26 protein-coding genes and 1 riboswitch are annotated in these 25462 nt (G+C 67.3%); of the genes, 16 read left to right on the forward strand and 10 right to left on the reverse strand.

The window, feature by feature from the left end; all coding sequences use genetic code 11:
• Positions 1-76 precede the first annotated feature (76 nt).
• Entirely contained in the window at positions 77-1102 is a 1026-nt protein-coding gene (queG, locus tag A7Q26_RS22450; RefSeq protein WP_443018183.1) for a tRNA epoxyqueuosine(34) reductase QueG, read from the reverse strand.
• A gap of 55 nt (positions 1103-1157) precedes the next feature.
• Here queG and A7Q26_RS22455 point away from each other — a divergent pair, with 55 nt between their 5' ends.
• From A7Q26_RS22455 to msrB, 3 genes are read left to right on the forward strand one after another with little or no spacing between them, the layout of a single operon-like run.
• Positions 1158-2147 carry an ABC transporter ATP-binding protein gene (locus A7Q26_RS22455; protein ID WP_066865310.1) on the forward strand — a complete coding sequence of 330 codons (990 nt, stop codon included), beginning with the start codon at positions 1158-1160 and terminating at the stop codon, positions 2145-2147.
• Positions 2144-3334, forward strand: a complete 1191-nt coding sequence (locus A7Q26_RS22460) for an ABC transporter permease (RefSeq protein ID WP_066864774.1) — start codon at positions 2144-2146, stop codon at positions 3332-3334. The genes A7Q26_RS22455 and A7Q26_RS22460 overlap by 4 nt, the downstream gene beginning before the upstream one ends.
• Positions 3335-3353: 19 nt before the next feature.
• Positions 3354-3830, forward strand: coding sequence for a peptide-methionine (R)-S-oxide reductase MsrB (gene msrB / locus A7Q26_RS22465; protein ID WP_066864777.1), 477 nt, complete (start codon positions 3354-3356; stop codon positions 3828-3830).
• Here msrB and A7Q26_RS22470 read toward each other — a convergent pair.
• The 5 genes from A7Q26_RS22470 to purH form a co-directional block, all read right to left on the reverse strand.
• The gene (locus A7Q26_RS22470; RefSeq protein WP_198163021.1) at positions 3817-5628 is read right to left on the reverse strand and encodes a hypothetical protein; all 1812 of its coding nucleotides are present in this window, start codon (positions 5626-5628) and stop codon (positions 3817-3819) included. The genes msrB and A7Q26_RS22470 overlap by 14 nt on opposite strands.
• Positions 5606-6028, reverse strand: coding sequence for a GtrA family protein (locus tag A7Q26_RS22475; RefSeq protein WP_066864780.1), 423 nt, complete (start codon positions 6026-6028; stop codon positions 5606-5608). Before A7Q26_RS22475 ends, A7Q26_RS22470 begins: the two co-directional genes overlap by 23 nt.
• 4 nt (positions 6029-6032) lie before the next feature.
• Complete coding sequence (locus A7Q26_RS22480) at positions 6033-7556, reverse strand: NAD(P)/FAD-dependent oxidoreductase (RefSeq protein ID WP_066864783.1); 1524 nt, start codon at positions 7554-7556, stop codon at positions 6033-6035.
• A 235-nt stretch (positions 7557-7791) separates the two neighbouring features.
• Positions 7792-8124: a UrcA family protein gene (locus A7Q26_RS22485; RefSeq protein ID WP_066864786.1), complete on the reverse strand. Its 333-nt coding sequence runs from the start codon at positions 8122-8124 to the stop codon at positions 7792-7794.
• 232 nt (positions 8125-8356) lie between these two features.
• Positions 8357-9946, reverse strand: a complete 1590-nt coding sequence (gene purH, locus A7Q26_RS22490; RefSeq protein ID WP_066864789.1) for a bifunctional phosphoribosylaminoimidazolecarboxamide formyltransferase/IMP cyclohydrolase — start codon at positions 9944-9946, stop codon at positions 8357-8359.
• A 142-nt stretch (positions 9947-10088) separates the two neighbouring features.
• Here purH and A7Q26_RS22495 point away from each other — a divergent pair, with 142 nt between their 5' ends.
• The 9 genes from A7Q26_RS22495 (at position 10089) to A7Q26_RS22535 (ending at position 16590) form a co-directional block, all read left to right on the forward strand.
• Positions 10089-10718, forward strand: a complete 630-nt coding sequence (locus A7Q26_RS22495) for a nicotinate-nucleotide adenylyltransferase (RefSeq protein ID WP_066864792.1) — start codon at positions 10089-10091, stop codon at positions 10716-10718.
• A 12-nt stretch (positions 10719-10730) separates the two neighbouring features.
• Positions 10731-11120, forward strand: coding sequence for a ribosome silencing factor (rsfS, locus tag A7Q26_RS22500; protein ID WP_066864794.1), 390 nt, complete (start codon positions 10731-10733; stop codon positions 11118-11120).
• Between the two features lie 43 nt (positions 11121-11163).
• Positions 11164-11586 carry a 23S rRNA (pseudouridine(1915)-N(3))-methyltransferase RlmH gene (locus tag A7Q26_RS22505; RefSeq protein ID WP_066864797.1) on the forward strand — a complete coding sequence of 141 codons (423 nt, stop codon included), beginning with the start codon at positions 11164-11166 and terminating at the stop codon, positions 11584-11586.
• A gap of 51 nt (positions 11587-11637) precedes the next feature.
• Positions 11638-12873 (forward strand): murein hydrolase activator EnvC family protein, encoded by a 1236-nt coding sequence (locus A7Q26_RS22510; RefSeq protein WP_066864800.1) that lies wholly within the window; start codon positions 11638-11640, stop codon positions 12871-12873.
• A 104-nt stretch (positions 12874-12977) separates the two neighbouring features.
• On the forward strand, positions 12978-14330 hold the full coding sequence (locus tag A7Q26_RS22515) for a S41 family peptidase (protein WP_066864803.1): 1353 nt from the start codon (positions 12978-12980) through the stop codon (positions 14328-14330).
• Between the two features lie 111 nt (positions 14331-14441).
• Entirely contained in the window at positions 14442-14924 is a 483-nt protein-coding gene (locus tag A7Q26_RS22520; protein WP_066864805.1) for a disulfide bond formation protein B, read from the forward strand.
• Complete coding sequence (locus A7Q26_RS22525; protein WP_066864808.1) at positions 14921-15475, forward strand: demethoxyubiquinone hydroxylase family protein; 555 nt, start codon at positions 14921-14923, stop codon at positions 15473-15475. The genes A7Q26_RS22520 and A7Q26_RS22525 overlap by 4 nt, the downstream gene beginning before the upstream one ends.
• Before the next feature lie 41 nt (positions 15476-15516).
• Positions 15517-16080, forward strand: coding sequence for a hypothetical protein (locus A7Q26_RS22530; protein ID WP_066864811.1), 564 nt, complete (start codon positions 15517-15519; stop codon positions 16078-16080).
• Positions 16081-16173: 93 nt separating this feature from the next.
• Positions 16174-16590 carry a hypothetical protein gene (locus tag A7Q26_RS22535; RefSeq protein ID WP_066864814.1) on the forward strand — a complete coding sequence of 139 codons (417 nt, stop codon included), beginning with the start codon at positions 16174-16176 and terminating at the stop codon, positions 16588-16590.
• On the opposite strand, the gene A7Q26_RS22540 is transcribed toward A7Q26_RS22535, so the two are convergent.
• Together A7Q26_RS22540 and A7Q26_RS22545 are read right to left on the reverse strand one after the other, a co-directional pair.
• On the reverse strand, positions 16587-18437 hold the full coding sequence (locus tag A7Q26_RS22540; RefSeq protein WP_066864817.1) for an ABCB family ABC transporter ATP-binding protein/permease: 1851 nt from the start codon (positions 18435-18437) through the stop codon (positions 16587-16589). The two genes, A7Q26_RS22535 and A7Q26_RS22540, sit on opposite strands and share 4 nt — an antisense overlap.
• A gap of 82 nt (positions 18438-18519) precedes the next feature.
• Complete coding sequence (locus A7Q26_RS22545; RefSeq protein ID WP_066864820.1) at positions 18520-19029, reverse strand: hypothetical protein; 510 nt, start codon at positions 19027-19029, stop codon at positions 18520-18522.
• A gap of 134 nt (positions 19030-19163) precedes the next feature.
• Between A7Q26_RS22545 and A7Q26_RS22550 the strand changes: the two genes are divergently transcribed.
• Positions 19164-19613 carry a hypothetical protein gene (locus A7Q26_RS22550; RefSeq protein ID WP_066864824.1) on the forward strand — a complete coding sequence of 150 codons (450 nt, stop codon included), beginning with the start codon at positions 19164-19166 and terminating at the stop codon, positions 19611-19613.
• 90 nt (positions 19614-19703) lie between these two features.
• On the forward strand, positions 19704-20366 hold the full coding sequence (locus A7Q26_RS22555; RefSeq protein ID WP_066864827.1) for a DUF6891 domain-containing protein: 663 nt from the start codon (positions 19704-19706) through the stop codon (positions 20364-20366).
• A gap of 97 nt (positions 20367-20463) precedes the next feature.
• On the opposite strand, the gene A7Q26_RS24945 is transcribed toward A7Q26_RS22555, so the two are convergent.
• The gene (locus A7Q26_RS24945) at positions 20464-20661 is read right to left on the reverse strand and encodes a hypothetical protein (protein ID WP_066864830.1); all 198 of its coding nucleotides are present in this window, start codon (positions 20659-20661) and stop codon (positions 20464-20466) included.
• 160 nt (positions 20662-20821) lie between these two features.
• Positions 20822-22753: a phosphomethylpyrimidine synthase ThiC gene (thiC, locus tag A7Q26_RS22565; RefSeq protein WP_269747281.1), complete on the reverse strand. Its 1932-nt coding sequence runs from the start codon at positions 22751-22753 to the stop codon at positions 20822-20824.
• A gap of 37 nt (positions 22754-22790) precedes the next feature.
• A riboswitch (TPP riboswitch) is annotated at positions 22791-22901 on the reverse strand.
• Positions 22902-22938: 37 nt separating this feature from the next.
• Here thiC and A7Q26_RS22570 point away from each other — a divergent pair.
• Together A7Q26_RS22570 and A7Q26_RS22575 are read left to right on the forward strand one after the other, a co-directional pair.
• Positions 22939-23250: a hypothetical protein gene (locus A7Q26_RS22570; protein ID WP_066864833.1), complete on the forward strand. Its 312-nt coding sequence runs from the start codon at positions 22939-22941 to the stop codon at positions 23248-23250.
• Complete coding sequence (locus A7Q26_RS22575; RefSeq protein ID WP_066864836.1) at positions 23247-25370, forward strand: prolyl oligopeptidase family serine peptidase; 2124 nt, start codon at positions 23247-23249, stop codon at positions 25368-25370. Before A7Q26_RS22570 ends, A7Q26_RS22575 begins: the two co-directional genes overlap by 4 nt.
• Positions 25371-25462: the final 92 nt, after the last annotated feature.

Here is a 25462-nt window from a genome sequence, read left to right on the forward strand (position 1 = left end):
TGGCCGCGTTCGAGCGGCGTCGCACCGCGCTTGACTGTCCGCCTCTGGTCGCAAGCGGAGGACCGACCGCGCCGCCTTAGCCCGACAGCTTGCCAATCGCCCATCGCGCAGCCTCCGCAACCACCGGGTCTTCGTCTTGCACCAGCGCCTGCAACCGGCCCAGCAGCCTTGCGTCGCCGCTATTGCCTGCCGCGATGGCGGCGTTGCGGACCATGCGGTTGCGGCCGATGCGCTTGATCGGGGAGCCGGAGAAAATCTCGCGGAAGGTGGCGTCGTCCAGATCGAGCAGGTCGCCGATTGCGGGCGCGGCCAGTTCCGCCCGGCCGACGAAGGCCCGGTTGGCCGCCGCCGTATCGGCGAACTTGTTCCACGGGCAGACCGCCAGACAATCGTCGCAGCCATAGACGCGGTTGCCGATCCCGGCGCGCAGCTCCTCCGGGATCGGCCCCTTATGCTCGATGGTGAGGTAGGAGATGCAACGCCGCGCATCCACCATATAGGGCGCCGGGAAGGCATCGGTTGGGCAGGCGGCGTGACAGGCGGTGCAACTGCCGCAATGGTCGCGCTCCGGCCCGTCGGCCTCCAGCGCCAGTTCGCTATAGATCGCCCCCAGAAACAGCCAGCTGCCATGGTCGCGGCTGACGAGGTTGCTGTGCTTGCCCTGCCAGCCCAGCCCCCCGCCCTGTGCCAGCGGCTTTTCCATCACCGGCGCGGTATCCACGAAGACCTTCAACGCGCTGGGCTGCTGCTCCACCAGCCAGCGGGCGAGCGCCTTCAATGCCTTCTTGACGACGTCATGATAATCCTTGCCCTGCGCATAGACCGAAAAGCGCGCCCGGTCCGGCACGTCCGCCAGCGCCAGCGGATCGCGCCCCGGCGCATAGCTCATCCCCAGCATGATGACGCTGCGCACGTCGGGCCACAGCGCTTTGGGCGACCCGCGCTGCTGCGCGCGTTCCTCCATCCACAGCATATCGCCATGATGGCCTGCATCCAGCCACTGGCGCAGCCTTTCCCCCGCCCTGGGCGCGACATCGGCGGGCGCGATGCGGCAGGCGGCGAAGCCCAGCCGCAGCGCCTGCGCCTTCAGCCGCTGTTCCAGGGTTTCGGCCAAGGTTTCGGTTTCCACGGGCATGGGTCCAGACTATCAGGGCGGGATGATCGGCGACACTCCGGCATCGTCCTCCGCTCCAGCGGCCGCCCCGAACCCCGCCTATGCCGTCGAAGGCCATGGGCTTGTCAAGACATTCGGCAGTTTCCGCGCGGTCGACGGGGTCGACATCGCGGTGCCCGCCGGATCCATCTATGGCGTCCTCGGCCCCAATGGCGCGGGCAAGACCACGTTGCTGCGCACGCTGCTGGGCATCGTCGACCCGGACGAGGGGCATCGCCGCCTGCTGGGCGCGGAGCAGCCGCTGCGCATGGCGCGCGCGGTCGGCTACCTGCCGGAGGAACGCGGCCTCTACCCGTCGATGAAGGCGTTTGAAGCGATCGCCTTCATGGGCGCGCTGCGCGGCCTGCCACTGAAAGTGGGGCGCGAGCGGGCGAAGGCGATGCTGGAGGGCCATGGCATGGGCGCGTCGATCGACAAGCCGATCCGGCAATTGTCCAAGGGCATGGCCCAGACGGTGCAGCTGTTCGGCACCATCGTCCACCAGCCGCGCCTGATCGTGCTGGACGAGCCCTTTTCGGGCCTGGACGCGATCAACCAGGAGAAGCTGGAGGCGCTGATCCGCGAACAGGCGCGAAACGGCGTCACCATCCTCTTTTCCACCCATGTCATCGCCCATGCCGAGCGGCTGTGCGAGCGCATCGCCATCATCGCGGGCGGTCGCATCCGGTTCGAGGGCACGCCGGCGCAGGCCCGCGACCAACTGCGCGCGCAGGTGCGCCTGCGCACCCGCACGAGCGACGGCGGCTGGCGCCGCGCGCTGCCGCCCGACACCATGGCGGAGGAAGGCGCGTGGCATTTCGCCCTGCCCGACGAAGGGATCGAGCCGCTGCTGCGCGCGCTGATCGACGGGCAGGCGGGAATCGAGAGCCTGTCGATCGAGCGGCCCGGCCTGCACGACGCGTTCGTCGCCATCGCCGGCGCGGCGGCGGCGAAGCAGATGCAACAGGATGACGCGCCGGAGGAGGACGCATGAAGGAATTGTGGCGCGCCGCCTATGTCATCGCGCGGCGGGACTTCACCGCCGTCGTGCTGTCGCGCACCTTCATATTGTTCCTGCTCGGGCCGCTGCTGCCGATCCTGATCGGCTTCGCTTTCGGCGGGCTGGGCGAGAAAATCTCCAGCACCGACCTTCGCCCGATCGTCGGCGTCGCGATGGCGCCGCAGGACAGCGCGGCGCTGGCACGGGCGCACCGGCGCCTGACCGAGCGCATGGGCGAGCAGGCGCTGCCCCGGCTCCAGCGGGTGCCAACCACGCCCAGTCCCCGCGTCCAGCTCGCCCGCGCCGATTCGGAAGTGGTGGCGATCCTTTCCGGCACCATTTCCCACCCGGTGCTGACCGGCAAGGCGCAGGATCTGGACCGATTGCAGGGCGACCTCAGCCTGATTTCCAGCGCGGCCAAGGCGGAGCGGACGCTGCGCCTGGTTCAGGTCGAACGGCAGGAGGTCGCCACCAGCCTGGGCGCGCAGGCGCAGGCGCGGCTGGTGATCGGCCGCATCGCGCAGGTGGTGATGTTCTTCCTCACCATTTTGCTGGCGGGCATGATCCTGTCCAATCTGGTCGAGGAAAAAACTAACAAGATCATAGAGATACTGGCAGCCGCCGTGCCGATCGACGCGATTTTCCTGGGCAAGCTGATGGCGATGCTGGCGATGAGCTTCGTCGGCATCGCCTTCTGGGGCGGCACCGCCTTCGCCATCTTCCTGGCGCTGGGGGGCGGCGCCACCGCCCTGCCCGCGCCGGCGGTGGGCTGGCCAGTCTTCCTGGCGCTGGCGATACTCTATTTCGCCATGGCCTACACGCTGCTCGGGTCGCTGTTCCTGGGGATCGGCGCGCAGGCGGCGACGGTGCGCGAGGTGCAGACGCTCAACATGCCGATCACCATGGGGCAGATGCTGATCTTCTTCTTCGCCAGCTATGCAGTCGATCACATGGGTTCCCCGGCGGAGGTCGCGGCCTGCATCTTCCCCTTCAGCTCGCCCTTCGCGATGATCGCCCGCGCCGCGCAGGACGCGACCTTGTGGCCGCATCTCGTCGCGCTGGTCTGGCAGGCGACGTTCGTCGCGCTCATCATCCGGGTGGGCGTCCTGCTGTTCCGCCGCCATGTGATGCAGTCGGGCGGGCGCTGGTGGAAGACGCTGTTCAGGCCCGCGACAGGCTGATGCGGTTAAGGCTCGCGCCATGAACCGGCGGCATTTCCTGGGTGGCGTCGCGACCGGCGCGGCTGCGCTGGCGCTGTGGCGATTTGGTCCCGCGCAGGCGGAACCGGCCTATCCCTACCGGCTGACCGATGCCGAGTGGCGCCGGAAGCTCAGCCCCTGGGCCTATAAGGTGCTGCGGCAGGAAGCGACCGAATATCCGGGGAGCAGCCCGCTCAACAAGGAGCATCGCGCCGGCATCTTTTCCTGCGCCGGCTGCGGGCAGAGGCTGTTCAGTTCCAGGACCAAGTTCGACAGCGGCACCGGCTGGCCCAGTTTCTGGGCGGCGCTGCCCAAGGCGGTCGGCACCAGCCGCGACTTCGCGCTGGGCTATCCCCGCACCGAAGTGCATTGCGCGCGCTGCGGCGGGCATCTGGGCCATGTGTTCGACGACGGGCCACGGCCCACGGGCAAGCGCTATTGCATGAACGGCGTGGCGCTCGCCTTCAGTCCTTCCTGACGCGGTAGATGCGCAGCGGCGGCGTGGCGGGCAGCCGCTCCAGCCAGTCGGGGGTCTGGTTGCGCGAAAGCCGGGTGGCAAGGCTGTCGTGGCCGCTCTGCGTGTAGAGCAGAATTTCGTTCATGCGGGCGCACATCACCAGATAGTCGGCGCCCCGGCCGGCCTTCACCCCCATCACGTCGGCGCGCGCATCGTCCGGCGCGGCGAGGAAGGCATGGGTGACGGCGTTGATGCCGATGACATTGCGATGATGACCCGTGCCCACGACCGAATGGGCCGTGTGGACCAATATGTCCGGGCCGATGTCGAGCGGCGCGAACAGCAGCGATGGCGGCAGCGCGCGCAGCGGCGCCAGCGTGGCTGGTGAACGACAATTATCCTTCTTGATCGGCACGCTGGGTTCCGCCGATTCGGCAAGGGTGGCCCAGACGGAGGCCAGGCTGGCCGGGGTCAGCAACGCCAGCGCGACCGACATCAGCACGCGCAGCGGAGCGCTGCCCAGCGCCCGGATGCGATGGAACAGTGTGACCAGCAGCCAGACCGTGCCGGGCAGCGCGAAGACATGGGCGACGGTCATCGCGCGCATGACCATGGCGGACATGATCAGCGCGCCCAGCAGCAATGCCGCCATGACCAGCCATTGCGTCCGTGCCTCCGCGTCCCGCGCCATCCATGCCGCCGCCGCCGTCGCACCCAGGCCGAACAGCGAGGGCAACAGGCTGACGCCCGCGATCGACAGCGTCTGTTCCCACAGAGGCCGTCCTTCCATCACCCGCATATACCATTGTTCATAAGCCAGCGGGGTAAGCTGGTGGAAGGGACCAGCGGTCAGGCAGTCCGCGCCGAGCCATAGCAGTGCGCCGAGCGCGACCATGCCGCCGAGGGCGGGCGCCATCAGGCGCGAGACGGCATGGTCGCCGGCCGGAAAGCGGCTTCCGGCAACCACGACCAGGGCGAACAGCGCCAGCGGCCACGCATAGACGGCGGACAACCCGTCGCACTGCGACTGGACGAGCGCGGACGTTCCATGGGTGACGAGCAGCAGCAGCAGCGCGGCACCCGCGAGGGCAGCGGCATAGGCGGTCAGGCGGACGCTTTCGCGGGCGTCGATGACATGACGCAGGACGAACAGGGCGCCGAACAGGGCGGCATAGGGCAGCGACTCCGTCGAAATCTGGAGCCAGGTCGCGATCGCAAGCCCGGCGAGCAGTCCGCCCCGACCCCGCTGCGGATCGAGTGCGCCGCCCAGCGCGATCGTCGCCATCAAAATCTGCCAGCCATGATGATCGATCCGCATCGGCGTGAACTGGATCAGGATGGTCGGGGTGAGCAGCAGCAGCGCGATCACGAGCAAGGCCGGTACCGGCGTCAGCAGCAGCCGTGCGGCCCGGAACGTCGCCAGGCACAGCGCGCCGAGCGTCAGCAGTGGCACGATGGCGCAGGCGAGTATCTCGGCGAGCGGCTGCCCGACCAGCGGACGGGCAAGCAGGATGATCGCCGCGATCGGCATGTCGACCAGGCGCGACCAGTGCATCGGGCCGCCGGTGGGCGGATTGATGCGGTGCTGGCTGATGTCGAACCAGCCCTGCCCGCCGATCCAGTCCCGCACCTGTTGCAGGCGCATGGCGTCGTCGGTGTCCATGAACATCAGCTGCGCGATTTCCGCGTGGAACACGAGCAGCATCGCGACCGCGTAGACGGCCCACATGCCGACGAGCGGCAGGAGTGGTCCGGTCGATGCCGTCAATCCGCCGCTGCGGATGGGCAGGACGGGTTCAGGAGCGAGCGAAGACGACATGTTTGCGCACCAGATAGACGGTGGTGAAACTGACCAGCACGGCCATCGCCTTGGCCAGCGCGGCTGGCGTGCCGACGGCGCCGAGCGCCGAGACCGTGCCCACGGTCAGGGCCAGGCCGATCAGCCCGCTCAGGACGAAGCTGGCGCGCTGGCCATGGCTGGGCGGTCGGGCGCCGTCGCCGAAGACGAAGCGCACCGACAGCGACCAATGGACCAGCAGGCCCGTGGCATAGCCCAGAAACGCAGCCCATCCGGCCGGCATCAGCCATTGCGACAAGGCCAGGAACAGGGCGGTATCGACACACAGGGCGCCGATGCTGACGATGAGGTAGCGGGCCAGCATCAGGCGCAGGGCGAACTGGCCCAGCCGCCCCGCGATGCCGGCCGACCGGCCGACCATCGGGTCAGGCCGCCTTCAGCCGCGACGGCACGGCGCGGACGCCGGCGAGAGCCGCTTGCGCGTCCATGTCCTGCCCTTCCTCGCCCGCTTCATGATATTCGGCATCCTCATTGACCTGCCATACGTCGTGGACGCGCGATCCGGCGACGATGTTGCGCACGGTCAGCATCGCCGTCATCATCGCATGGTCTTGGTTGTTGTAGCGGTGCATGCCGTTGCGGCCGACCATGTGCAGCGTGGGATAGCGGGCCTCCAGTTCGGTCCGCATCGCCAGCACATTGGCGGCATAGGCGTCGTCATAGACCGGATAGGCCTTTTCCTGCCGCACCACCGCGCCGCCGACGACATCGTCGGGGTCGCACAGGCCGAGCGCGGCCATTTCCTTCTTGGCGAGGTCAACCAGATCGGCGTCGGACGAGGACCAGAGACCGTCGCCCTCGAAGCAGAAATATTCAAGGCCCACGCAGGCGAGCGTCGGGTCCGGCACCATTTCCGGCGACCAGCTGCGGAAATTCTGGATGCGGCCGACCAGCACCTTGGGATCGTGGATATAGATCCAGTTGTCGGGGAAGATGTCCTCGCCCTTCACCATCAGCGCCACGGTCAGGAAGTCGCGATATTTGAGGTCCATCGCCTGGCCCAGGGTCGTCGGCAGCGGATGGATGCGGCCCGCCAGCTCGCGCATCGGTGCGGAACTGATGACATGGGCGGCGTTGATGGCGATGTCGCCCTCCCGTCCCTGCGCCACGAGCCGCCAGCGGTCACTGGCCTGATCCTGCTCCAGCCGCTTGAAGCTGTGCGCCATCAGCACCTGGTTGCCACCCTCGACCACCCGGTCGCGCGCGGCTTCCCACATCATGCCGGGGCCAAGACGGGGATAGCGGAAGCTTTCCAGCAGCGTCTTGGTTTCCATGCCGTCATTGGGCTTCCTGTTGAGCCCGAGCGAGCGCTTCAGCCCGTCCTTGACCGCACCCCAGAGCGACAGCCCCTTGATCCGCTGCGCCGCCCAGTCGGCCGACATTTCGTCACACGGCATCCCCCACACCTTTTCAGTATAGGTCTTGAAGAAGATGGAGAAGAGTTTGTGGCCGAAGGCATTGACGGTCCAGTCCTGGAAGGACTTGACGTCGCGGTTCGGGAAGAGGCGGGCCTTGGCGAAGCTCGCCATGCAGAGGGTCGAGCGCCACACGCCCAGATTCCACAGCGCCTCGAACGCGCGGAGCGGATAGCTGTAGAATTTGCCCTCATAATATATGCGGCTCATCCGCGGACGCTGGATGAAGTCGTCGGGCAATATCTCGTTCCACAGGTCGACGACCTGCTGCGACTTGGAAAAGAATCGGTGGCCGCCAATATCGAATCGGAAGCCGTCAAGCTCCACCGTCCGGCTGATGCCGCCCACATAAACGGGATCCTTTTCGATCACCGTGACGCTATAGCCCTGTTTGGTCAGAAGATATGCGGCGGTCAGGCCAGCCGGGCCGGCCCCGATGATCGCAACATCCACAGTCTGGTCGATACGCGGCATGGCAACTTCTTCCCCCGGATGGTCCGTCGTGCCGCCCGGAGTGAAGGAAATCCTCTAAGGACTGGTTAATGGCCGGTAAGGACAATCCTTGGCCGGCAGCAGAAAGGGCCGCTCCACCATGGTGGAGCGGCCCCCGGCAGTCCCCTTCGTGCGGGGAACGCGTCCGCGATCGGACGGGTCGGCCCTGTCGGGCCAGGCCGAATCGCGGAGAAACGGGCGGCGATCAGTTCGCGGATCAGCCCTGGCGCTGCGCCAGTGCGTTCAGGTCGCTGCGCGCGCCCTCGATCGCGGTGCCGAAGCAGTTGCGATAATCCTCCGTCACCGGCAGGATCGAGCCGTTCACGAAGCCGCACACCTGCTTGGACGCGCGGACCAGCCGATAGTCGGCGCGGCGCAGACCGCTGGAACTGGCAAGGTTGAGGTCGGCCACGGACACGGCGATGGAGCGGGTTTCAGCGCCGGTATTGCCGTCGACGATCACATCCATGTCGTTGCTGCCGGCGCTCGCCATGCCGGGCAGCGCAAGGGCAAGCGAGGCGGCCAGAGCCACCAGCGTTTTTCTGGTCATCCAAGTCTCCTGTCGAACGAGTTTCTCTGTCTTCCGCCCCACGTCTGACGTGGAAGTAGGGTCTCGCTCTAAATAAGCGCACAGGCCGTTCTTGAAAAGAGGCCACTTGATAAAAAGTGGCGGTTTTCCGCGATTTTGCGGGTGCGAAGACGGCGCCTTCGCACCCGCGTCAAGAGTGTGGATGCCGCATGGGCCGGGATGTCGGCCGGATGCGCCAAACAGGACAAGGGCTTCAGTGGCGGAAGTGGCGCATCCCGGTGAAGACCATGGCGAGGCCGGCATCGTCGGCGGCGGCGATCACTTCATCGTCGCGGATCGAGCCGCCCGGCTGGATCACCGCCGTCGCGCCGGCCTCCACCGCCGCCAGCAGGCCGTCAGCGAAGGGGAAGAAGGCGTCGGAGGCGACCGCCGATCCGATCGTGCGCGGGGTGGACCAGCCGGCCTTTTCGGCGGCGTCCTTCGCCTTCCACGCGGCGATGCGCGCGGATTCGAGGCGGTTCATCTGGCCCGCGCCGACGCCTGCGGTGCTGCCGTCCCTGGCATAGACGATGGCGTTCGACTTCACATGCTTGGCGACGGTCCAGGCGAAGAGGCAGTCCTTCAGCTCCTGATCGGTCGGGGCGCGCTTCGTAACGACCTTGAGCGCGTCACGGTCGACCTGGCCATTGTCGCGGCTCTGGACCAGCAGGCCGCCGGCGATGCTCTTGATCTGAAGGCCGGGGCGCGCCGGATCGGGCAGGTCGCCGGTCAGCAGCAGACGGAGATTCTTCTTCTTCGCGAAGATCGCCCTGGCTTCCTCATTGGCGTCGGGCGCGGCGACGACTTCGGTGAAGATGCCGCTGATCGCTTCGGCGGTCGGGCCGTCGAGCGGGCGGTTGACGGCGATGATGCCGCCGAAGGCCGACACGCTGTCGCAGGCGAGCGCGGCCTCATAGGCCTCGATCAGCGTGTCGCCGGTGGCGACGCCGCAGGGATTGGCGTGCTTGACGATCACCACGGTCGGCGGACCGTCGCGAAACTCGCTGACCAGCTCCAGCGCGGCGTCGGCGTCGTTATAATTGTTGTAGGAGAGTTCCTTGCCCTGGATCTGCTCGGCCTGGGCGATGCCGTTGGCGGTCGGCCCGACCGGCAGGTAGAGCGCGGCCGACTGGTGAGGATTTTCGCCATAGCGCAGGGTTGCGCCGAGCTTGCTCGACACGGCGAGCGTCTCGGGGAACATGACGCCCTGATCGGCGAAGGCGAACCAGCTGGCGATCATCGAATCATAGGCGGCGGTGGCCGCATAGGCTTTCGCGGCCAGCATCCGGCGGAAGTCGTAGCTGGTGGCACCGCCCTTTTCGTCCATTTCCGCTATCAGGCGGGCATAGTCCGCCGGATCGGTGACGATCGCGACGCTTTCGTGATTCTTCGCGGCGGAGCGGACCATGGACGGGCCGCCAATGTCGATATTCTCGATGATCTCGTCGCGGTCCGCACCTTTCGCGACCGTGGCGGCGAAGGGATAGAGATTGACGACGACCAGGTCGATCGCACCGATAGCGTGCGCCTCCATCGCGGCGACATGCTCCGGGTTGTTCCGCACCGCCAGCAGGCCGCCATGGACCTTGGGATGCAGCGTCTTGACGCGACCATCCATCATTTCGGGGAAACCGGTGAGGTCGGAGATGTCCTTGACCTCCAGACCCGCGTCGCGCAGCGCCTTCGCGGTGCCGCCGGTCGACACCAGTTCGACGCCATGCCTGCCCAGCGCCTGGCCCAGTTCGATAAGGCCCGCCTTGTCGGAGACGGACAGGAGGGCGCGCTTGATGGTGACGTCGGACATGGCAAGGACTTTCTACAGGCAAGGGCGGGACGCGTTCGCGCCGCCCCTTAGTCCCGACCGGGGAAAAAATACAGCCCCGAGCGCCGTCGCGCCCGCGGGCAATGCCATTGCCGCCTTGCCCCCGCACTGGCATGGGGTGGCCATGAGACGCATCGGCCTGCTCGGCGGTTCCTTCAATCCGGCGCATGGAGGGCATCGCGCCATTTCCCTGTTCGCGCACCAGGCCCTGGGGCTGGACGAGGTCTGGTGGCTGGTGTCGCCGGGCAATCCGCTCAAGCCCGCCAAGGGCATGGCGCCGCTCCCCGCCCGCGTCGCCCGCGCGCAACGGGTCGCGCGCCGCGCGCCGATTCGCGCCACCGCGATCGAGCGTCCGTTGCGCACCCGCTACACGATCGACACGCTGCGCGCGCTGGTCCGCCGCTACCCGCGCCATCGCTTCATCTGGCTGATGGGCGCGGACAATCTGGCCCAGTTCGGCCAATGGAAGGACTGGCGCGGCATTGCGCGGCAGATGCCCATTGCCGTGGTCGCCCGTCCCGGCTATGATGACGTTGCCCGTGGCTCTGCGGCCATGAGCTGGCTGCGGCGCTTCGTCCGGCCCGCGCGCCAGAGTGCAGAATGGACGAATTGGAGAGTGCCGGCGCTCGTGCTATTGCGCTTTTGCCCTGATCCAAGATCGGCGACCCTGCTGCGGCAGGCGGACCCCCTCTGGCATCGCGAATATGAAGCAACGCGTGTGCGCGATCCGCTCACGCGCCGGTATATCGTCTAGATTGGAGTTTTTTTGACCAGACCCGCCCCTGCCAACGATACGGCGCCCAGCGCCGATTCCGTGGCCGCCCTGCACGCCCTTGTCATGCAGTCGCTCGACGACGACCAGGCGCAGGAAACCATCTCCATCCCCCTGGAAGGCAAGAGCAGCATCGCCGATCACATGGTTATCGCGAGCGGCCGCTCGTCGCGCCAGGTCGCGGCGATGGCCCAGCATCTCGCCGAGAGGATCAAGAAGGAAACGGGCCGATCCGCGCGGGTCGAGGGCCTGCCGGTCGCCGACTGGGTGCTGATCGACGCGGGCGACGTGATCGTCCATCTGTTCAAGCCGGAAGTGCGCAGCTTCTACAATCTGGAACGGATGTGGGGCTTCGTCGACACGCCGGTCGCGGGCACCGCCTGACGCGCCCTTCGACAGGCGCGCGATGAAAGGCTAGGGAGCAGCCATGCTGCTCCACATCATCGCGCGCGGAAAGATCGGGCGTTCCCCCGAAGCGGATCTGGTCGACCGTTACGTCAAGCGGCTGACCATGCCGCACAAGATCACCGAAATGCCTGACCGGGGCGGCAAATTGCCTCCCGTCGGTCCCGGCACAGTCACGGTCATGCTGGACGAGAAGGGCAAGCAGCTTGGCTCCATGGACTTTGCCCGGCGAATCGAGGGCTGGCGCGACGCGGGCACGCGGGAATGCCGCTTCCTGATCGGGGCCGCGGACGGGTTCGGCGACGCCGAGCGGGCGAGCGCGGACCTGCTGGTCGCCTTCGGCGCGATGACCTGGCCGCACATGATGGCGCGCGCGATGCTGGCCGAGCAGCTTTGGCGCGCCTGTTCGATCCTCGCAAACCACCCCTATCATCGCGAAGGGTAGAACCCGGCCGGATTTCCGCCTAGTCAGGGACGACAAGGGTCGGGACAACGGGTGAAGCGCAGCATCCTCATCGCAGGCGGACTGGCGGGCTTGTCGGCCTTCGCAGCCACGCGCCTGCCCGCCGCCGACGACAGCGCCATCATCCTGCCGGGCACCGCCGGCACGACCCTGGCGCAGGAGCAGCAGGCGCTCCGGGCCGCCCGCCGCCAGTCGGACGAGGCCCGCGACCGCTCCGCCCGCCTCGACCAGCAGGCGGCCACCGCCCGCGACGAGGCCGAGCAGGCGCGCCGCCGCGCCGCCGCCGTCGCCGCCCGCATCCAGCAGGCGGAGGCCGACATCCAGGCCGCGCAGGCCCGCATCGCCATCATCGCGCGGATGCAGCGCGCCCAGGCCGCCCGGCTCGCGACCAGGCAGGAGCCGATCGTCCGCCTGACCGCGGCGCTCCAGATGATGGCGCGCCGCCCGCTGGGACTGGCGCTGGTCCAGCCCGGATCGGTCGGCGACGCGGTCCACATGCGCGCGGTGCTGGGCCAGATCCTGCCCGTCATCCAGCAGCGCACCGCCGGCCTGCGCGCCGAACTGGAGAAGAGCCGGGCGCTCCGCGCCACGGCGCAGCAGGCCGCGGACGCCCTGACGCAGGCGCAGAGCGACCGCAGGCAGCAGCAGACCGCGCTTGCCGCGCTGGAGGCGCAGAAGCGCATCGCCGCCCGCGACTATCGCGCCAATGCGGGACTGGAAAGCGAACGCGCGCTGGCGCTGGGCGAACGCGCCCGCGACATTGTCGACCTGATGAACCGGCTGGAGGATGCGGGCGACCTGCGCGACCGGCTGGCCGCCCTGTCCGGCCCGCTGCTGCGCCCCGCCCGCCCCGACCGGGCGGGCGCCGCGCCGCCGGAACGCACCGCGTCGGCCGGCGGCCCGCCCCCCTATCGCCTGCCGGTGATCGGCCAGCTCGTCACCGGCATGGGCGAGGTCAATGACGGCGGGGTCCGATCACGCGGCCTGACGCTGGTGACGCAGCCCGGCGCGCAGGCGATCGCCCCCACAGCCGGCCGCGTCGCCTTCGCCGGTCCCTATCGCGACTATGGCCAGATCCTCATCATCGACCATGGCCAGGGCTGGACCACGCTCATCACCGGCCTGCACCGCGTCACCGCGCAGGTCGGCGACAGCGTGCGCCAAGGCGAACCCGTCGGCGTCACCGGCGCGGAACGGCCCAACATCACCGTGGAACTGCGCCGCAACGGGCGGCCGGTGGACATCGTGCCGCTGGTGGGGCTGGGTTAACCCGACGCTCATCGACGCTGCGCGATGGTCCATCGAAGCGCGCTTTTGCGTCGGGACGCGAATCGGCTTATGGTGGGTCGCAGATGCCGGAATCAAGGACAGCCATGAAATCCACCTTCCTCCAGGGCGCGATCGCGCTCGGGGCGCTTGCGCTCATTCCCGCCACCACCGCGGCGCTCGCCGATGGGGAGGCGTCGAGCTACAAGGCGCTCGATGAATTCATGGACGTGTTCCAGAAGGTCCGCAGCGACTATGTCGAGAAGGTCGACGACGAAAAGCTGATCAAGGGCGCGATCGACGGGATGCTCGCCAGCCTCGATCCGCACAGCAGCTTCCTCGACGCGCGCGACTTCCAGAATCTGCGCACCCAGACGGAGGGCAGCTATGGAGGCCTCGGCCTCTCGGTCACGCAGGAGGATGGCGCGGTCAAGGTGATCGCGCCGACGCAGGATACCCCCGCCTGGCGCGCCGGGATCAAGGCCGGCGACTATATCACCCATATCGACGGGCAGCTCATCTACGGCGGCACGCTGGACGAGGCGGTCGACAAGATGCGCGGGCAGCCGGGCACCAGCCTGAAGCTCACCATCGTGCGCGCCGGACGCGACAAGCCGATCGACCTTACGCTGACGCGGGAGATCATCCAGCTCAAGCCCGTCAAATGGGAAGTGAAGAACGGCATCGGCGTCATCAACATCGTCAGCTTCTCGGCCAATACCGGGGCGGACGTGCGCCAGGCGATCCGCAGCATCGACAAGAGCCTGGGCCACAAGCCGACCGGCTATATCCTCGACCTGCGCTCCAACCCCGGCGGGTTGCTGGACGAGGCGGTGTCGGTCAGCGACGCCTTCCTGGAGCGGGGCGAGATCGTGTCGCAGCGCGGCCGGGCCAAGGGCGATGTCGAACGCTATTATGCCAAGCCCGGCGACGATGCGAAGGGCCTGCCGGTCATCGTGCTGGTCGACGCGGGATCGGCGTCGGCGTCGGAAATCGTCGCGGGCGCCTTGCAGGACCAGCATCGCGGCCTGGTGATGGGCGAACGCAGCTTCGGCAAGGGCAGCGTCCAGACCATGCTGCCGCTCAGCAACACAACGGCGCTCAAGCTGACCACGGCCCGCTATTACACGCCATCGGGCCGCAGCGTGCAGGAAGGCGGCATCCAGCCCGACATCCGCGTGCCGCAGCTGTCCGACCCCGATTACAAGAATCGCCCCAAATTCCGGGAAAGCGACCTGCGCCGCCACCTGATCAACGAGATCAAGACCGACGACAAGGCGCTGGAGGAGGATGCGAAGGACGATCCGCGCTTCGCCATGACAGCCGAGGAGCTGAAGAAGAAGGGCGTGGAGGATTTCCAGCTCGACTATGCGCTCAAGACGATCGCGCGCCTGGCCGGCACGCCGGGCGCGACCGTCGCGGCGGCGCAGGTCGCCGCGCGCAAGCCGGGAGCGAAATAGATCGCCGGCCCAGCCTCCATGCGCGTCGATCCGATCGGGGCGCGAACGGAGGCTGGGCAGGTGCCCCAAGTTCAGCATGACGAAAGCAATCCAAGGCTTTAAGCGGGCGATATGAAGAGCCTTTCTCTCGCCCGCGCCCTCGCGCTGCTGACGCCGGTCCTGCTGCTGGGCGGCGCCTATGCTTCCCAATATATTGGCGGCCTCCATCCATGCGAAATGTGCTGGTGGCAGCGTTATCCCCATATGGCGGCGATCCCGCTGGCGCTTGTCGCCTATGCCGTGCGGGGGCGCGCCTGCATCAGCGCGCTGTTCGTGGGGCTGGCGGGCCTGGCCATCGGCATCAGCGGCGGCATCGGCCTGTTCCACGCCGGGGTCGAATATGGCTGGTGGGAAGGGCTGACCACCTGCTCCACCGCTCCCACCGGGGGCAGCGCGGCCGACCTGCTGAACCAGATCATGGCCAGCCCGATCACCCGGTGCGACGTGGCGCCCTGGAGCCTGCTGGGCATTTCGCTGGCGGGCTATAACGGCCTCTTGTCCGGCGCGGCCGCGCTCGCCATCTTGGCGTTGCTTCTGAAAGCGAGGAAGGCATGAGCGGGCAAAAGGATTTCCCCCGTCCGGGCAAGCGCCTGACCGACGCCGACCGCGCCGCGATGCTGCGCGTCGACCAGGCGGGCGAATATGGGGCGACGCGCATCTATGCGGGGCAGCTCGCCGTGATGGGCGACCGCCATCCCTATGGCCGGCTGATCGCGGGCATGGCGAGCCAGGAGGAGCGGCACCGGGAAGCCTTTGACGCGATGATCGCGCGGCGCGGCGTGCGCCCGACCGCGCTGGCACCGGTCTGGAAGGTCGCCGGCTTCGCGCTTGGCGCCGTCACCGCGGCCATGGGACCGAAGGCCGCCATGGCCTGCACCGCCGCGATCGAGACCGAGATCGACCGGCATTATGCGGAGCAGCTGGAGCAGCTGGGCCAGGCCGACGCGGAACTCTCCACCGCCATCGCGGATTTCCAGGCCGAGGAAGTCGAGCATCGCGACGCTGCCCTGGCCCATGGCGCGGAGCAGGCGCCCGCCTATCCGCTGCTGTCGGGTGCGATCCGGCTGGGCTGCCGCGCCGCGATCGCCCTGTCGAAACGAATTTGAACCCTGCATTTTGAACCCGGGCATCTGACAAGGACGGACCGATGATGAAACGCTCCATGATCGCCATGCTGGCGCTGGTCGGCACCGCCGTCCCCGCGCTGGCGCAGCAACCGACCGCGCCGACCGCCGCCACCAGCGACGGCACGGAGAAGGTCAATATCGTCATCGTCTATGGCGATGACAGCTGTCCGCCGAGCCAGGGCGGCGACATCGTCGTGTGCGCGCGCAAGGAGGAAAAGGAACGCTATCGCATCCCCGAGCCGCTGCGCGGCGATCCCAACAAGCCGAGCAACCAGGCCTGGGGCGAGCGGGTGCGGTCGATGGAATATGTCGGCCGGTCCGGCACCGAAAGCTGTTCGCCATCGGGCGCGGGCGGCGCGACCGGCTGCTTCGCGCAGCTCGCCCGCCTTGCCAAGGCGGAGCGGCAGCAGGCCGACAATGCCAGCTGGAAGGATCTGGTCGCGGCCGAGCGCGCCAAGCGCCTGTCGACCATCGATGCCGACAGCGAGGCGATCGAGGCGCGGGTGAAGGCGGAAGAAGCGGCGGAAGCCAAGGCCGGGCAGCAGACGCCGCCGCAGGACACCACTTCCCCGCCGCAAAATTGACGGACAGGGCGGTCCCGCGCCGTCCTTTTCCACAGGTCCGGGACTTGGGCAACCCGGACGCTCGCACCACAGGGGAATGAAGGACCAGCATCTATGCCAAGTTACGGCGCACTTTCCCCGAAAATCCCTACCCTGACCGGCCTTGCTCTGGCCGCCCTGATCCCGCTGTCGGCGACAGCGCAGCCCGCGCCGCCGCCGGAACGGACCATCAACCTGCTGGTCTATGGCGACGATCCCTGTCCGCAGGGCAAGGGCGACGAGATCGTCGTGTGCGCCCGGCGTCCGGAAGCGGAACGCTATCGCATCCCCAAGAAGCTGCGCGAGAAGCCTGCGCCGGTCGGGAGCCAGGGCTGGGGTAGCCAGGTAGCGACGATGGAGCAGGTGCAGCGCCAGAATCTGCCCAACAGCTGCTCGGTCAACGGCGCCAATGGCTTCACCGGCTGCACCGCCCAGATGCTGGCGCAATGGTTCGCCGAACGGCGAATGCAGCAGAGCGCCGGCGAGCCTTAAGAAAGCGGCCGCATCACCTCGAAGACGTCCTCCACACCCGGTTCGGCGGGGGCGACGGCACGCTCGGCCGCCTGGCGCGTCCACATGGTGGCATAGAGTCCGTCGGCGCGGACCAGATCGGCATGGCGGCCGCGTTCGACGATGCGGCCCTGATCCAGCACGATGATCTCGTCAGCGTCGACCACGGTTGAGAGGCGGTGCGCCACCACAAGCGTCGTGCGCTTGCGGCTGATGTCGCGCAGCACGGTCTGGATTTCGGTTTCGGTGCGGCTGTCGAGCGCGCTGGTCGCTTCGTCCAGCACCAGCACCGGCGGGTCTTTCAACAGCGTTCGCGCGATGGCGACCCGCTGCTTCTCGCCGCCCGACAATTTAAGGCCGCGCTCGCCCACCCGGGTGGCGTAGCCTTGAGGCAGGCTGAGGATGAAATCGTGGATCGACGCGGCCCGCGCCGCCGCCTCTATCTCCGTCTGGGTCGCGCCTTCGCGGCCATAGCCGATATTATAGCCGACCGTGTCGTTGAACAGCACCATGTCCTGCGGCACGATGCCGATGGCGGCGCGCAGGGAATGCTGGCCGACCCGGGCGATGTCCTGCCCGTCGATCGTCACATGGCCGCCCTGTATGTCGTAGAAGCGGAAGAGGATGCGGGCGATGGTGGACTTGCCCGCGCCGGACGGACCGACGATCGCCAGCGTCCGGCCCGCCGGAACGGTGAAGCTGACGCCATGGAGGATCTCCCGTTCCGGATCGTAGCCGAAGCGGACCTGATCGAAGCGGACCTCTCCCCCCGAAACATGGAGCGCGGGCGCGTTCGGCGCGTCGGCGACCTCGGCCGGCGTGTCGATCAGCTGGTACATCGCCTCCATGTCGATCAGCCCCTGGCGGATTGTTCGATAGACCATGCCGAGCAGGTCGAGCGGACGGAAGAGCTGGGAGAGGAGGGTGTTCACCAGCACCACGTCGCCGGTGGTGAACTGGCCCCGGCTCCAGCCCCAGACGGTATAACCCATGGCGCCGGCCATCATCAGGTTGGTGATCAGCGACTGGCCGATATTGAGCCAGGCGAGGCTGTTTTCCGACTTGATCGCGGCCTGGGCATAGCGGCGCATGGCGGTGCCGTAGCGCTTCGCCTCGCGATCCTCCGCGCCGAAATATTTGACCGTCTCGAAATTCAGCAGGCTGTCGACGGCATGGGCGACGGCGCTGGTGTCCATGTCCACCATGTCCCGGCGCAGCTGGTTGCGCCATTCGGTGACGGTGCGGGTGAACCAGATATAGGCGACGACCATGACCAGCGTGGCGACGACCAGGCCGGGACCGAATTTGACGAAGAAGATGGCGCAAACCGCGACCAGTTCGATGATGGTCGGGGCGATGTTGAACAGCAGGAAATAGAGCATCGTATCGATGCTCTTGGTGCCGCGCTCGACGATCTTGGTGACGGCGCCGGTGCGGCGGTCGAGATGGAAGCGCAGCGAGAGGCGATGGAGATGGACGAAGACATCGTCCGACAGGCGACGGCCAGCCTCCTGCCCCACATTTTCGAAGACGGCGTTGCGCAGATTGTCGAACAGCACGCTGCCGAAGCGGGCGCCCGCATAGGCGACGACCAGCGCGATGGCGAGGCCGGCCGCAGGCTCCAGCCCCGGCGCCATGCGGTCGATCGCCGCCTTGTAGGCGAAGGGCATGGCGAGGCTGACCGCCTTGGCCAGCAGCACCAGCCCCATGGCGAGGACGACGCGGCGGCGCAGCGCGGGGGCGTCCGCCGGCCAGAGATAGGGCAGGAAGCGCCGGAAGGTCGCCCAGATGGGCGGAAGGGGCGTGGCGTCGGGCGTGTCGGGCGGCATCCTGCGCCATTTAGACGCTTTGGCCCGCATATCCAATGGCGCAGGCAGGAAAGGCTATTGCCGCCCCGCCGCGCGACGACGATCAGCTTTCGACCTCCGGGCATTTTCCGGCGCGCTTTTCCTCCCGGCCGCCGCTGAACCAGCGCGTCTCGTCGGTCGCCACGCTCTCGTCGAAATAGCAGATTTCCGCAGCCCCGCTCCTGGGGTCGACCAGCGTCACCCATTGGTGCGGGCCGCAATTATGCGCCTCGCACGACCAGGAGGCGACGCGGCCGCCAACCATGGCGATGGGCGTGGAGGGGCCGCCGTCCTCCAGCACCCATTTGCGCACCGTCTCGTCCGTGACCGCGGTCTCCACCGCCCGGACCACCACCGGATCGTCATGCCAGCTATGGTCCCCGACCTTGTCGAAGGGATAATGATCGACATAGCGGGAAAATCGGTCGCCTGCCGGCACGGCGGCGGCGACATTGGCCGGCGCGGCGCCATTGTCGGCCCTGTTGGAGGCCTGCCGGTCCGCCCCTCCCCCCGAGCAGGCGGCGAGCGCAAGGGCGGCGATCAGCGGCGTCGTCAGGAGCAGGCGGCGGGGCATGGTCGATCCTCTGCAAGTCAAGGGTCGGGCAAATGGTGCGGTGTTCGCATCGAGGAGGCAAGGGCGATGGGCGGCGGAAACGGGCGGGCCAATCGTCTGGCAGGATGACTGCCCCCGTCCGAAAGGCCCTGCCCATGCGTCTTCCCTCTGTCGCCGCCCTGCTGCTCGCCATGGGCTGCCTCTCCCCCGCCATGGCACAGGATGCCGCGCCGGGCGCGGACGGGCCGCTCAAGGTCGAGAATTATTACCGGGTGAAATGGGGCGGGATGGGCGAGTTCCTGCGCATCTACCGCAAGCAGCATGAGGCGTTGCTGCGCGAGATGATGCGGCAGGGCCACATCATGCAAGTGACGGTCGAGATGCCCTTCACCCATATGGGCGGCAGCACACGATGGGATGTCCGCACCACCATCGTCTATCGCCATGGCGCCGACGGCGTCGGCGCGGGCACGGCCTACAAGGCGGCGATGGCGGCGGCCAGGGCACGGCTGTTTCCCGACAAGGCCGCCTTCGACGTGGAGGAGGCAAAACGCGGTGCGGTGACCGAGGATCATTGGGACGTGGTGATCGAGCCCGCGCCGTGAAAAACGGATTGCGACACCCCTTTTCCTTTGCCTTCGGGCGCGGCATGGTGGCCGCAACGCGACGCAGGGCGGGGTAGCAGGACGGGGCGCATGTTCGGGGCTTTGTGGCACAGGATTTTCGGGCGGAAGGCGGACATCGTGGAATCGGAGGGCGTCGTGCCGCCCTATGATCCGATCGCGGCGCTGCGCGACCAGGTGCGGCGCGACGTGACCGGCGGCTTCTACGACGAGGATGCGATCCTCACCAACGCGCATGAGCTGTTCGAGGAGGAATTGCCCCGGCCGGTGCTGCGGCGGGAAGCGTCGGCAGCGTTGCGCGCGGCGCTGGCCGACCATCGCGCCGCCGAGCAGGGCTGGACCGCCCTGACCGACTGCGACCGGCTGGACGCCGCCTTCGCCGCGCTGGAGGCAGAGGGCGTGATCGCGCGCCAGAATTTCACCTGCTGCGGCACTTGCGGCGCGTCCGAAATCTGGGACGAAGTCGAGGCGGCGCAGCAGGCCGGAGAGCCGGTCGAGGGCTATGCCTTCTTCCACATGCAGGACACGGAATCGGCGGTGGAGGGCCATGGCCTCTACCTCAATTACGGCGCCTGCGTGACGGGCGAGGACGCGGCGATCGCGATCGGCCGGCGCATCGTCGACCAGCTGGAGGCGCATGGGCTGGCGACCGACTGGGACGGCAGCTGGGGCCAGCGGATCAATGTGGCGCTGGACTGGAAGAAACGGCGCGGCGTGCTGGTGCTGGAAGGCTGAACGGCGCGACCGGCGCGAAGTTCACACCGTCGTCGGGCTTTTCCGGCCCGAAGCGTCTGCTTCGCGCCCGGAACACGCTTGGAACGCGTCCCTTCCATCATGGCGCTTCATCCGGGAAAGCGCCCTGTTCCATCGCCTGCGGACGCGCCCACCAATGATCGTGGAGCATCATCGCTTCGTCCCAGTTGCGGTCGAAATCGGTGCAGGCGAGGCTGCGGCGCAGCCGGTGCGCGCTCGACGGCGACATGCCCACGGCGCGCGCGGCAGGCCGGACACGGCAGAGTTGCAGCAGCACGGCAAGGAAACGCGCCTGGCGCGGGGGCGTCCGGCGGCGCCTTGCCGGACGCTGGCGGGTGGGGTGCGAAGCGCTTGCCGACGATCCAGACAGGCGAATTTGGTGAGTTGTTCACCTGCGCCTGGCTGAACGCGCCGACCGTCTGTCTTCATAATCCGCCTCAATCATGCTCCCTGCCGCCGGCGCCCATATAGAGTTCGCTGCCCTTTTCCTTGAACAGGCGGCTCATCTCTTCCATGCCCTTGAGCGCGGCGGCCTTGCTGGCTTGCGCGACTTCCGTGCCGGTGAGGCCCGCCTCCAGGAAGCCGTCGGCGGGCTGGTTCTTTTTGGCGGCAAATTCCCGCACTTCCTGCGTGATCTTCATCGAGCAGAATTTGGGGCCACACATCGAACAGAAATGCGCGCTTTTCGCGCCTTCGGCCGGGAGCGTCTGGTCGTGATATTGTTCCGCCGTGTCGGGATCGAGTGACAGGTTGAACTGGTCGCGCCAGCGGAATTCGAAGCGGGCGCGGCTCAGCGCATCATCGCGAACCTGCGCGGCGGGATGCCCCTTGGCGAGGTCGGCGGCGTGGGCGGCGAGCTTGTAGGTGACGACGCCGACCTTGACGTCGTCGCGGTCGGGCAGGCCCAGATGCTCCTTGGGCGTGACATAGCAGAGCATCGCCGTGCCATACCAGCCGATCTGCGCGGCGCCGATGCCGGACGTGATATGGTCGTAACCCGGCGCGATGTCGGTGGTGAGCGGCCCCAATGTGTAGAAGGGCGCTTCGCCGCAGACCTGGAGCTGCTTTTCCATATTTTCCTTGATCTTGTGCATGGGCACATGGCCCGGCCCCTCGATCATCACCTGCACATCCTGTTTCCAGGCGCGGTGGGTCAGTTCGCCCAGCGTGTAGAGTTCGCTGAACTGCGCTTCGTCATTGGCGTCCGCGATCGATCCGGGGCGCAGGCCGTCGCCGAGGCTGTAGGCGATGTCATAGGCCTTCATGATCTCGGTGATCTCGTCGAAATGCTCGTAGAGGAAGCTTTCCTTGTGATGGGCGAGGCACCATTTCGCCATGATCGAGCCGCCTCGGCTGACAATGCCGGTGACGCGCTTCGCCGCCATCGGGATGTAGGCGAGGCGCACGCCCGCATGGATGGTGAAATAATCGACGCCCTGTTCCGCCTGCTCGATCAGCGTATCGCGGAAAATGTCCCAGGTCAGGTCCTCGGCGATGCCGCCGACCTTTTCGAGCGCCTGATAGATGGGGACGGTGCCGATCGGGACGGGCGAGTTGCGCAAGATCCATTCGCGCGTGTCGTGGATGTTGCGGCCGGTGCTGAGGTCCATGACGGTGTCCGCGCCCCAGCGGATCGACCAGACCAGCTTGTCGACTTCGCTCGCCACGTCGGAGGCGACCGCCGAATTGCCGATATTGGCGTTGATCTTGACCAGGAAGTTGCGGCCGATCGCCATCGGCTCGGATTCCGGGTGGTTGATGTTGGACGGGATGATGGCGCGGCCGCGCGCCACTTCGTCGCGGACGAATTCCGGGGTCACATAGTCAGGGATGGAGGCGCCCCAGCTTTCGCCGTCGCGGACATAGGAAGCGAGGCGGGCGCGGCCGAGATTTTCGCGCTCGGCCACATATTCCATTTCCGGCGTGATGATGCCCCGGCGGGCATAGTGCATCTGCGACACGTTGCCGCCGGCCTTCGCACGCAGCGGGCGCTTCACCACATTGGGGAAGGGCTGGACCCCGGCCGAGCGGTCCGGGCCTTTAAGGCCATTATCCTCCGGCTTGATCTCCCGCGCGTCATATGCCTCGACATCGCCACGCGCCATGATCCAGTCGCGGCGCAGAGCGGGGAGGCCCGCCATGATGTCGATGCGGGCGTCGGGATCGGTATAGGGACCGGACGTGTCATAGACGCGGACCGGCGGCTCGCCGCTGGAGGGTTCGAGGTCGATTTCGCGCATGGCGACGCGGAGCGGGCCGACATGAATCTTGCGCGAGCCGCGAATGGGGCCGGTGGTAACGCGCATTTCGGCGCGGCCCGCGGCGCTTCCAGCCGAAGCCCGCTCAATCAAGGAATCAACGTCTGCCATCATAACTCTCCTTCGGGCGGAAAGAGAGTGCGGGCGGTGTCAAGGCGCGCTCCCTCCCTACGCCGGTGTCAACCGGATCAGGTTCAGCGGGTCGCAGCCACATCAGCCGCCTCTCAACCGTCTGTGGACGGTCCCCCGGGGATGCTGGACAGGATAGGGGCGAAACGGCACAAGGTCCAGCATCTATGTCGGATCATCCCCGCCCCGATCTTTCGCGACCCGATCTGTCCACCAGGGCCGGGCGCAAGGCGCTGCGGCACGAGATGCGGATGGTGGCGGTGCGGCCGCGGCGCTGGGGATTGTGGCTGCTGACGGCGGGCTTCCTGGCGCTGATGGCGCCCTCGGCCTTCGGTGTCCACGCGATCTTCGGATGGTCGCCCAGCCTGATCGGGATCGTCCTGATGCTGGCGGCGTTACCCTTGCTGGCGGCGGGCGCGCTGCTGCGGCGCCGTTACCGGCGGGGTCGGATGATGGGCGGGGGGACCGGACGGACATGAAGAAAAGGATTTTGAGCTTGGTTTCCGCTGCCCTGCTGACCGGCGCCGGTGCGCCGCCCTCCCCGCCCTCCGATGCCGCCGACGATCCGTTCGTATGGCTGGAGGACTGGACCGGCCCGCGCGCGATGCAGTGGGTGGAGGCGGAGAACAAGGCGACGGTCGCCGCCTTCCGGAATGATCCGCGCTATGCCGGTTATTACAGCGATGCCCTGGCCATCGCGTCGGCCAAGGACCGGATCGCCATGCCGATGCTGGTCCATGGCCGCATCTATAATTTCTGGCGCGACGCCGATCATCCGCAGGGCATCTGGCGCTACACGAGCGAAGCCGATTATGCGACCGACGCGCCGCGCTGGACGACGGTGCTGGACCTGGACGCGCTGTCGAAGGCGGAAGGCAGGAAATGGGTGTGGAAGGGCGCGACCATCCTCGATCCCGAGGAGCGGCTGGTGCTCGTCAACCTGTCCGATGGCGGCGAGGATGCCGTCACGCTGCGCGAGTTCGACCTGGAGACGGGCCAGTTCGTCAAGGGCGGGTTCGATATTCCCACCTCCAAGCAGAATGTGGACTGGCTGGACCAGGACACGCTCCTGATCGCGCGCGACTGGGGCGAAGGGTCCATGACCAAGTCGGGCTATCCCTTCGTCATGAAGACATTGAAGCGCGGCGCGGCGCTGTCGGCGGCGGAGGAGGTGTATCGCGGCGAGGCCAGCGATCAGGTCGGCACCTATCCGATCATCCTGACCGACGGATCGGGCAACCGGGCGGCCTTCCTCTATCGCGGCGTCACCTTCTTCGGCAACGAGACCTATCTGGTGACGGATGGCGGCGTGAAGAGGCTGCCGCTGCCGACCAAGAGCAATGTGCAGGGCATGGTCGATGGGCAGGTGCTGATCCAGACGAGCGAAGCGTGGACGAGCGGTGGTATGACCGTGCCTGCGGGCGCTCTGGCCGCCGTGCCGCTCAAGGCGCTGCAGTCGGGCGAGGTGCTGAAGCCGCACATCCTGTTCGCGCCCGATGCGCGCCAGTCGATCGACGGCGTGACGGCGACGAAGGGCCATGTGATCCTGGCGATCAACGACAATGTGCGCGGGCGGGTGCAGGTGCTGACACCCAAGAAGGTAGATGGGGGCGCGGCGGGCTGGACCAGCAGGCCGGTGGCGCTGCCCGACAATGCCACCATCTCCATCGCGAGCGCGACCGACAAGAGCGACACGGCCTATCTGTCGGTCGCCGGTTTCCTGGCGCCGACGACCCTCTGGGCGATGGATGCGGCCGATCCCAAGCCTGTTCAGGTGAAAGCGATGCCGGCGCGCTTCGATGCGACGGGCCTTGTGGTCGAGCAGTATGAGGCGACGTCGACCGACGGCACGAAAATCCCCTATTTCATCGTCCACCGGAAGGACATGAAGAAGGATGGGTCCACGCCGACGATCATGACCGCCTATGGCGGCTTCGAGGTGCCGATGACGCCCAGCTACGCCGCGATCACCGGCAAGCTGTGGCTGGAGCGGGGCAACAGCTTCGTGCTCGCCAATATCCGGGGCGGCGGCGAGTTCGGCCCGGCCTGGCATGAGGCGGGGCTGAAAACCAAGCGCCAGATCATCTATGATGATTTCGCGGCGGTGGCGCAGGATATTTTCGCGCGGAAACTGTCCAGCCCCAGGAAATTCGGCATTTATGGCGGGTCCAATGGCGGGCTGTTGATGGGGGTCGCGTTCAACCAGCATCCCGAGCTGTGGAACGGGGTGGTGATCCAGGTGCCGTTGCTCGACATGATCCGGTACGAGCAGATCGCGGCCGGGGCATCCTGGGTCGATGAATATGGCAGCGTGTCGGTGCCGGAGGAAAAGGCGTTTCTGGAGACGATTTCGCCCTATGCCAATATCCGCAAGGGGGTGAAATATCCCACCCCCTATATCTGGACGACGACCAAGGACGACCGCGTCGGGCCGCAACATGCCCGCAAGTTCGCCGCGCGGCTGAAGGACTATGGCATCCCCTATCATTTCTACGAGGACACGGCCGGCGGCCATGCAGGCGACGCCGACATCGAGCAGGGCGCGCGGTTGCAGGCGATGCAGATGGTCTATTTCAGCCAGAGGCTGGAGGAGCAATGAGCCCTACGGCCTGACGGAAAGGGCACGCCGAGGTAGTTCGGCCCCCTCCACCGCCTTCGGCAGTCCCCCTTCCCTTCGAGGGGGGGATCATG

This window comes from Sphingobium sp. TCM1, assembly GCF_001650725.1.
Lineage (GTDB): Bacteria > Pseudomonadota > Alphaproteobacteria > Sphingomonadales > Sphingomonadaceae > Sphingobium.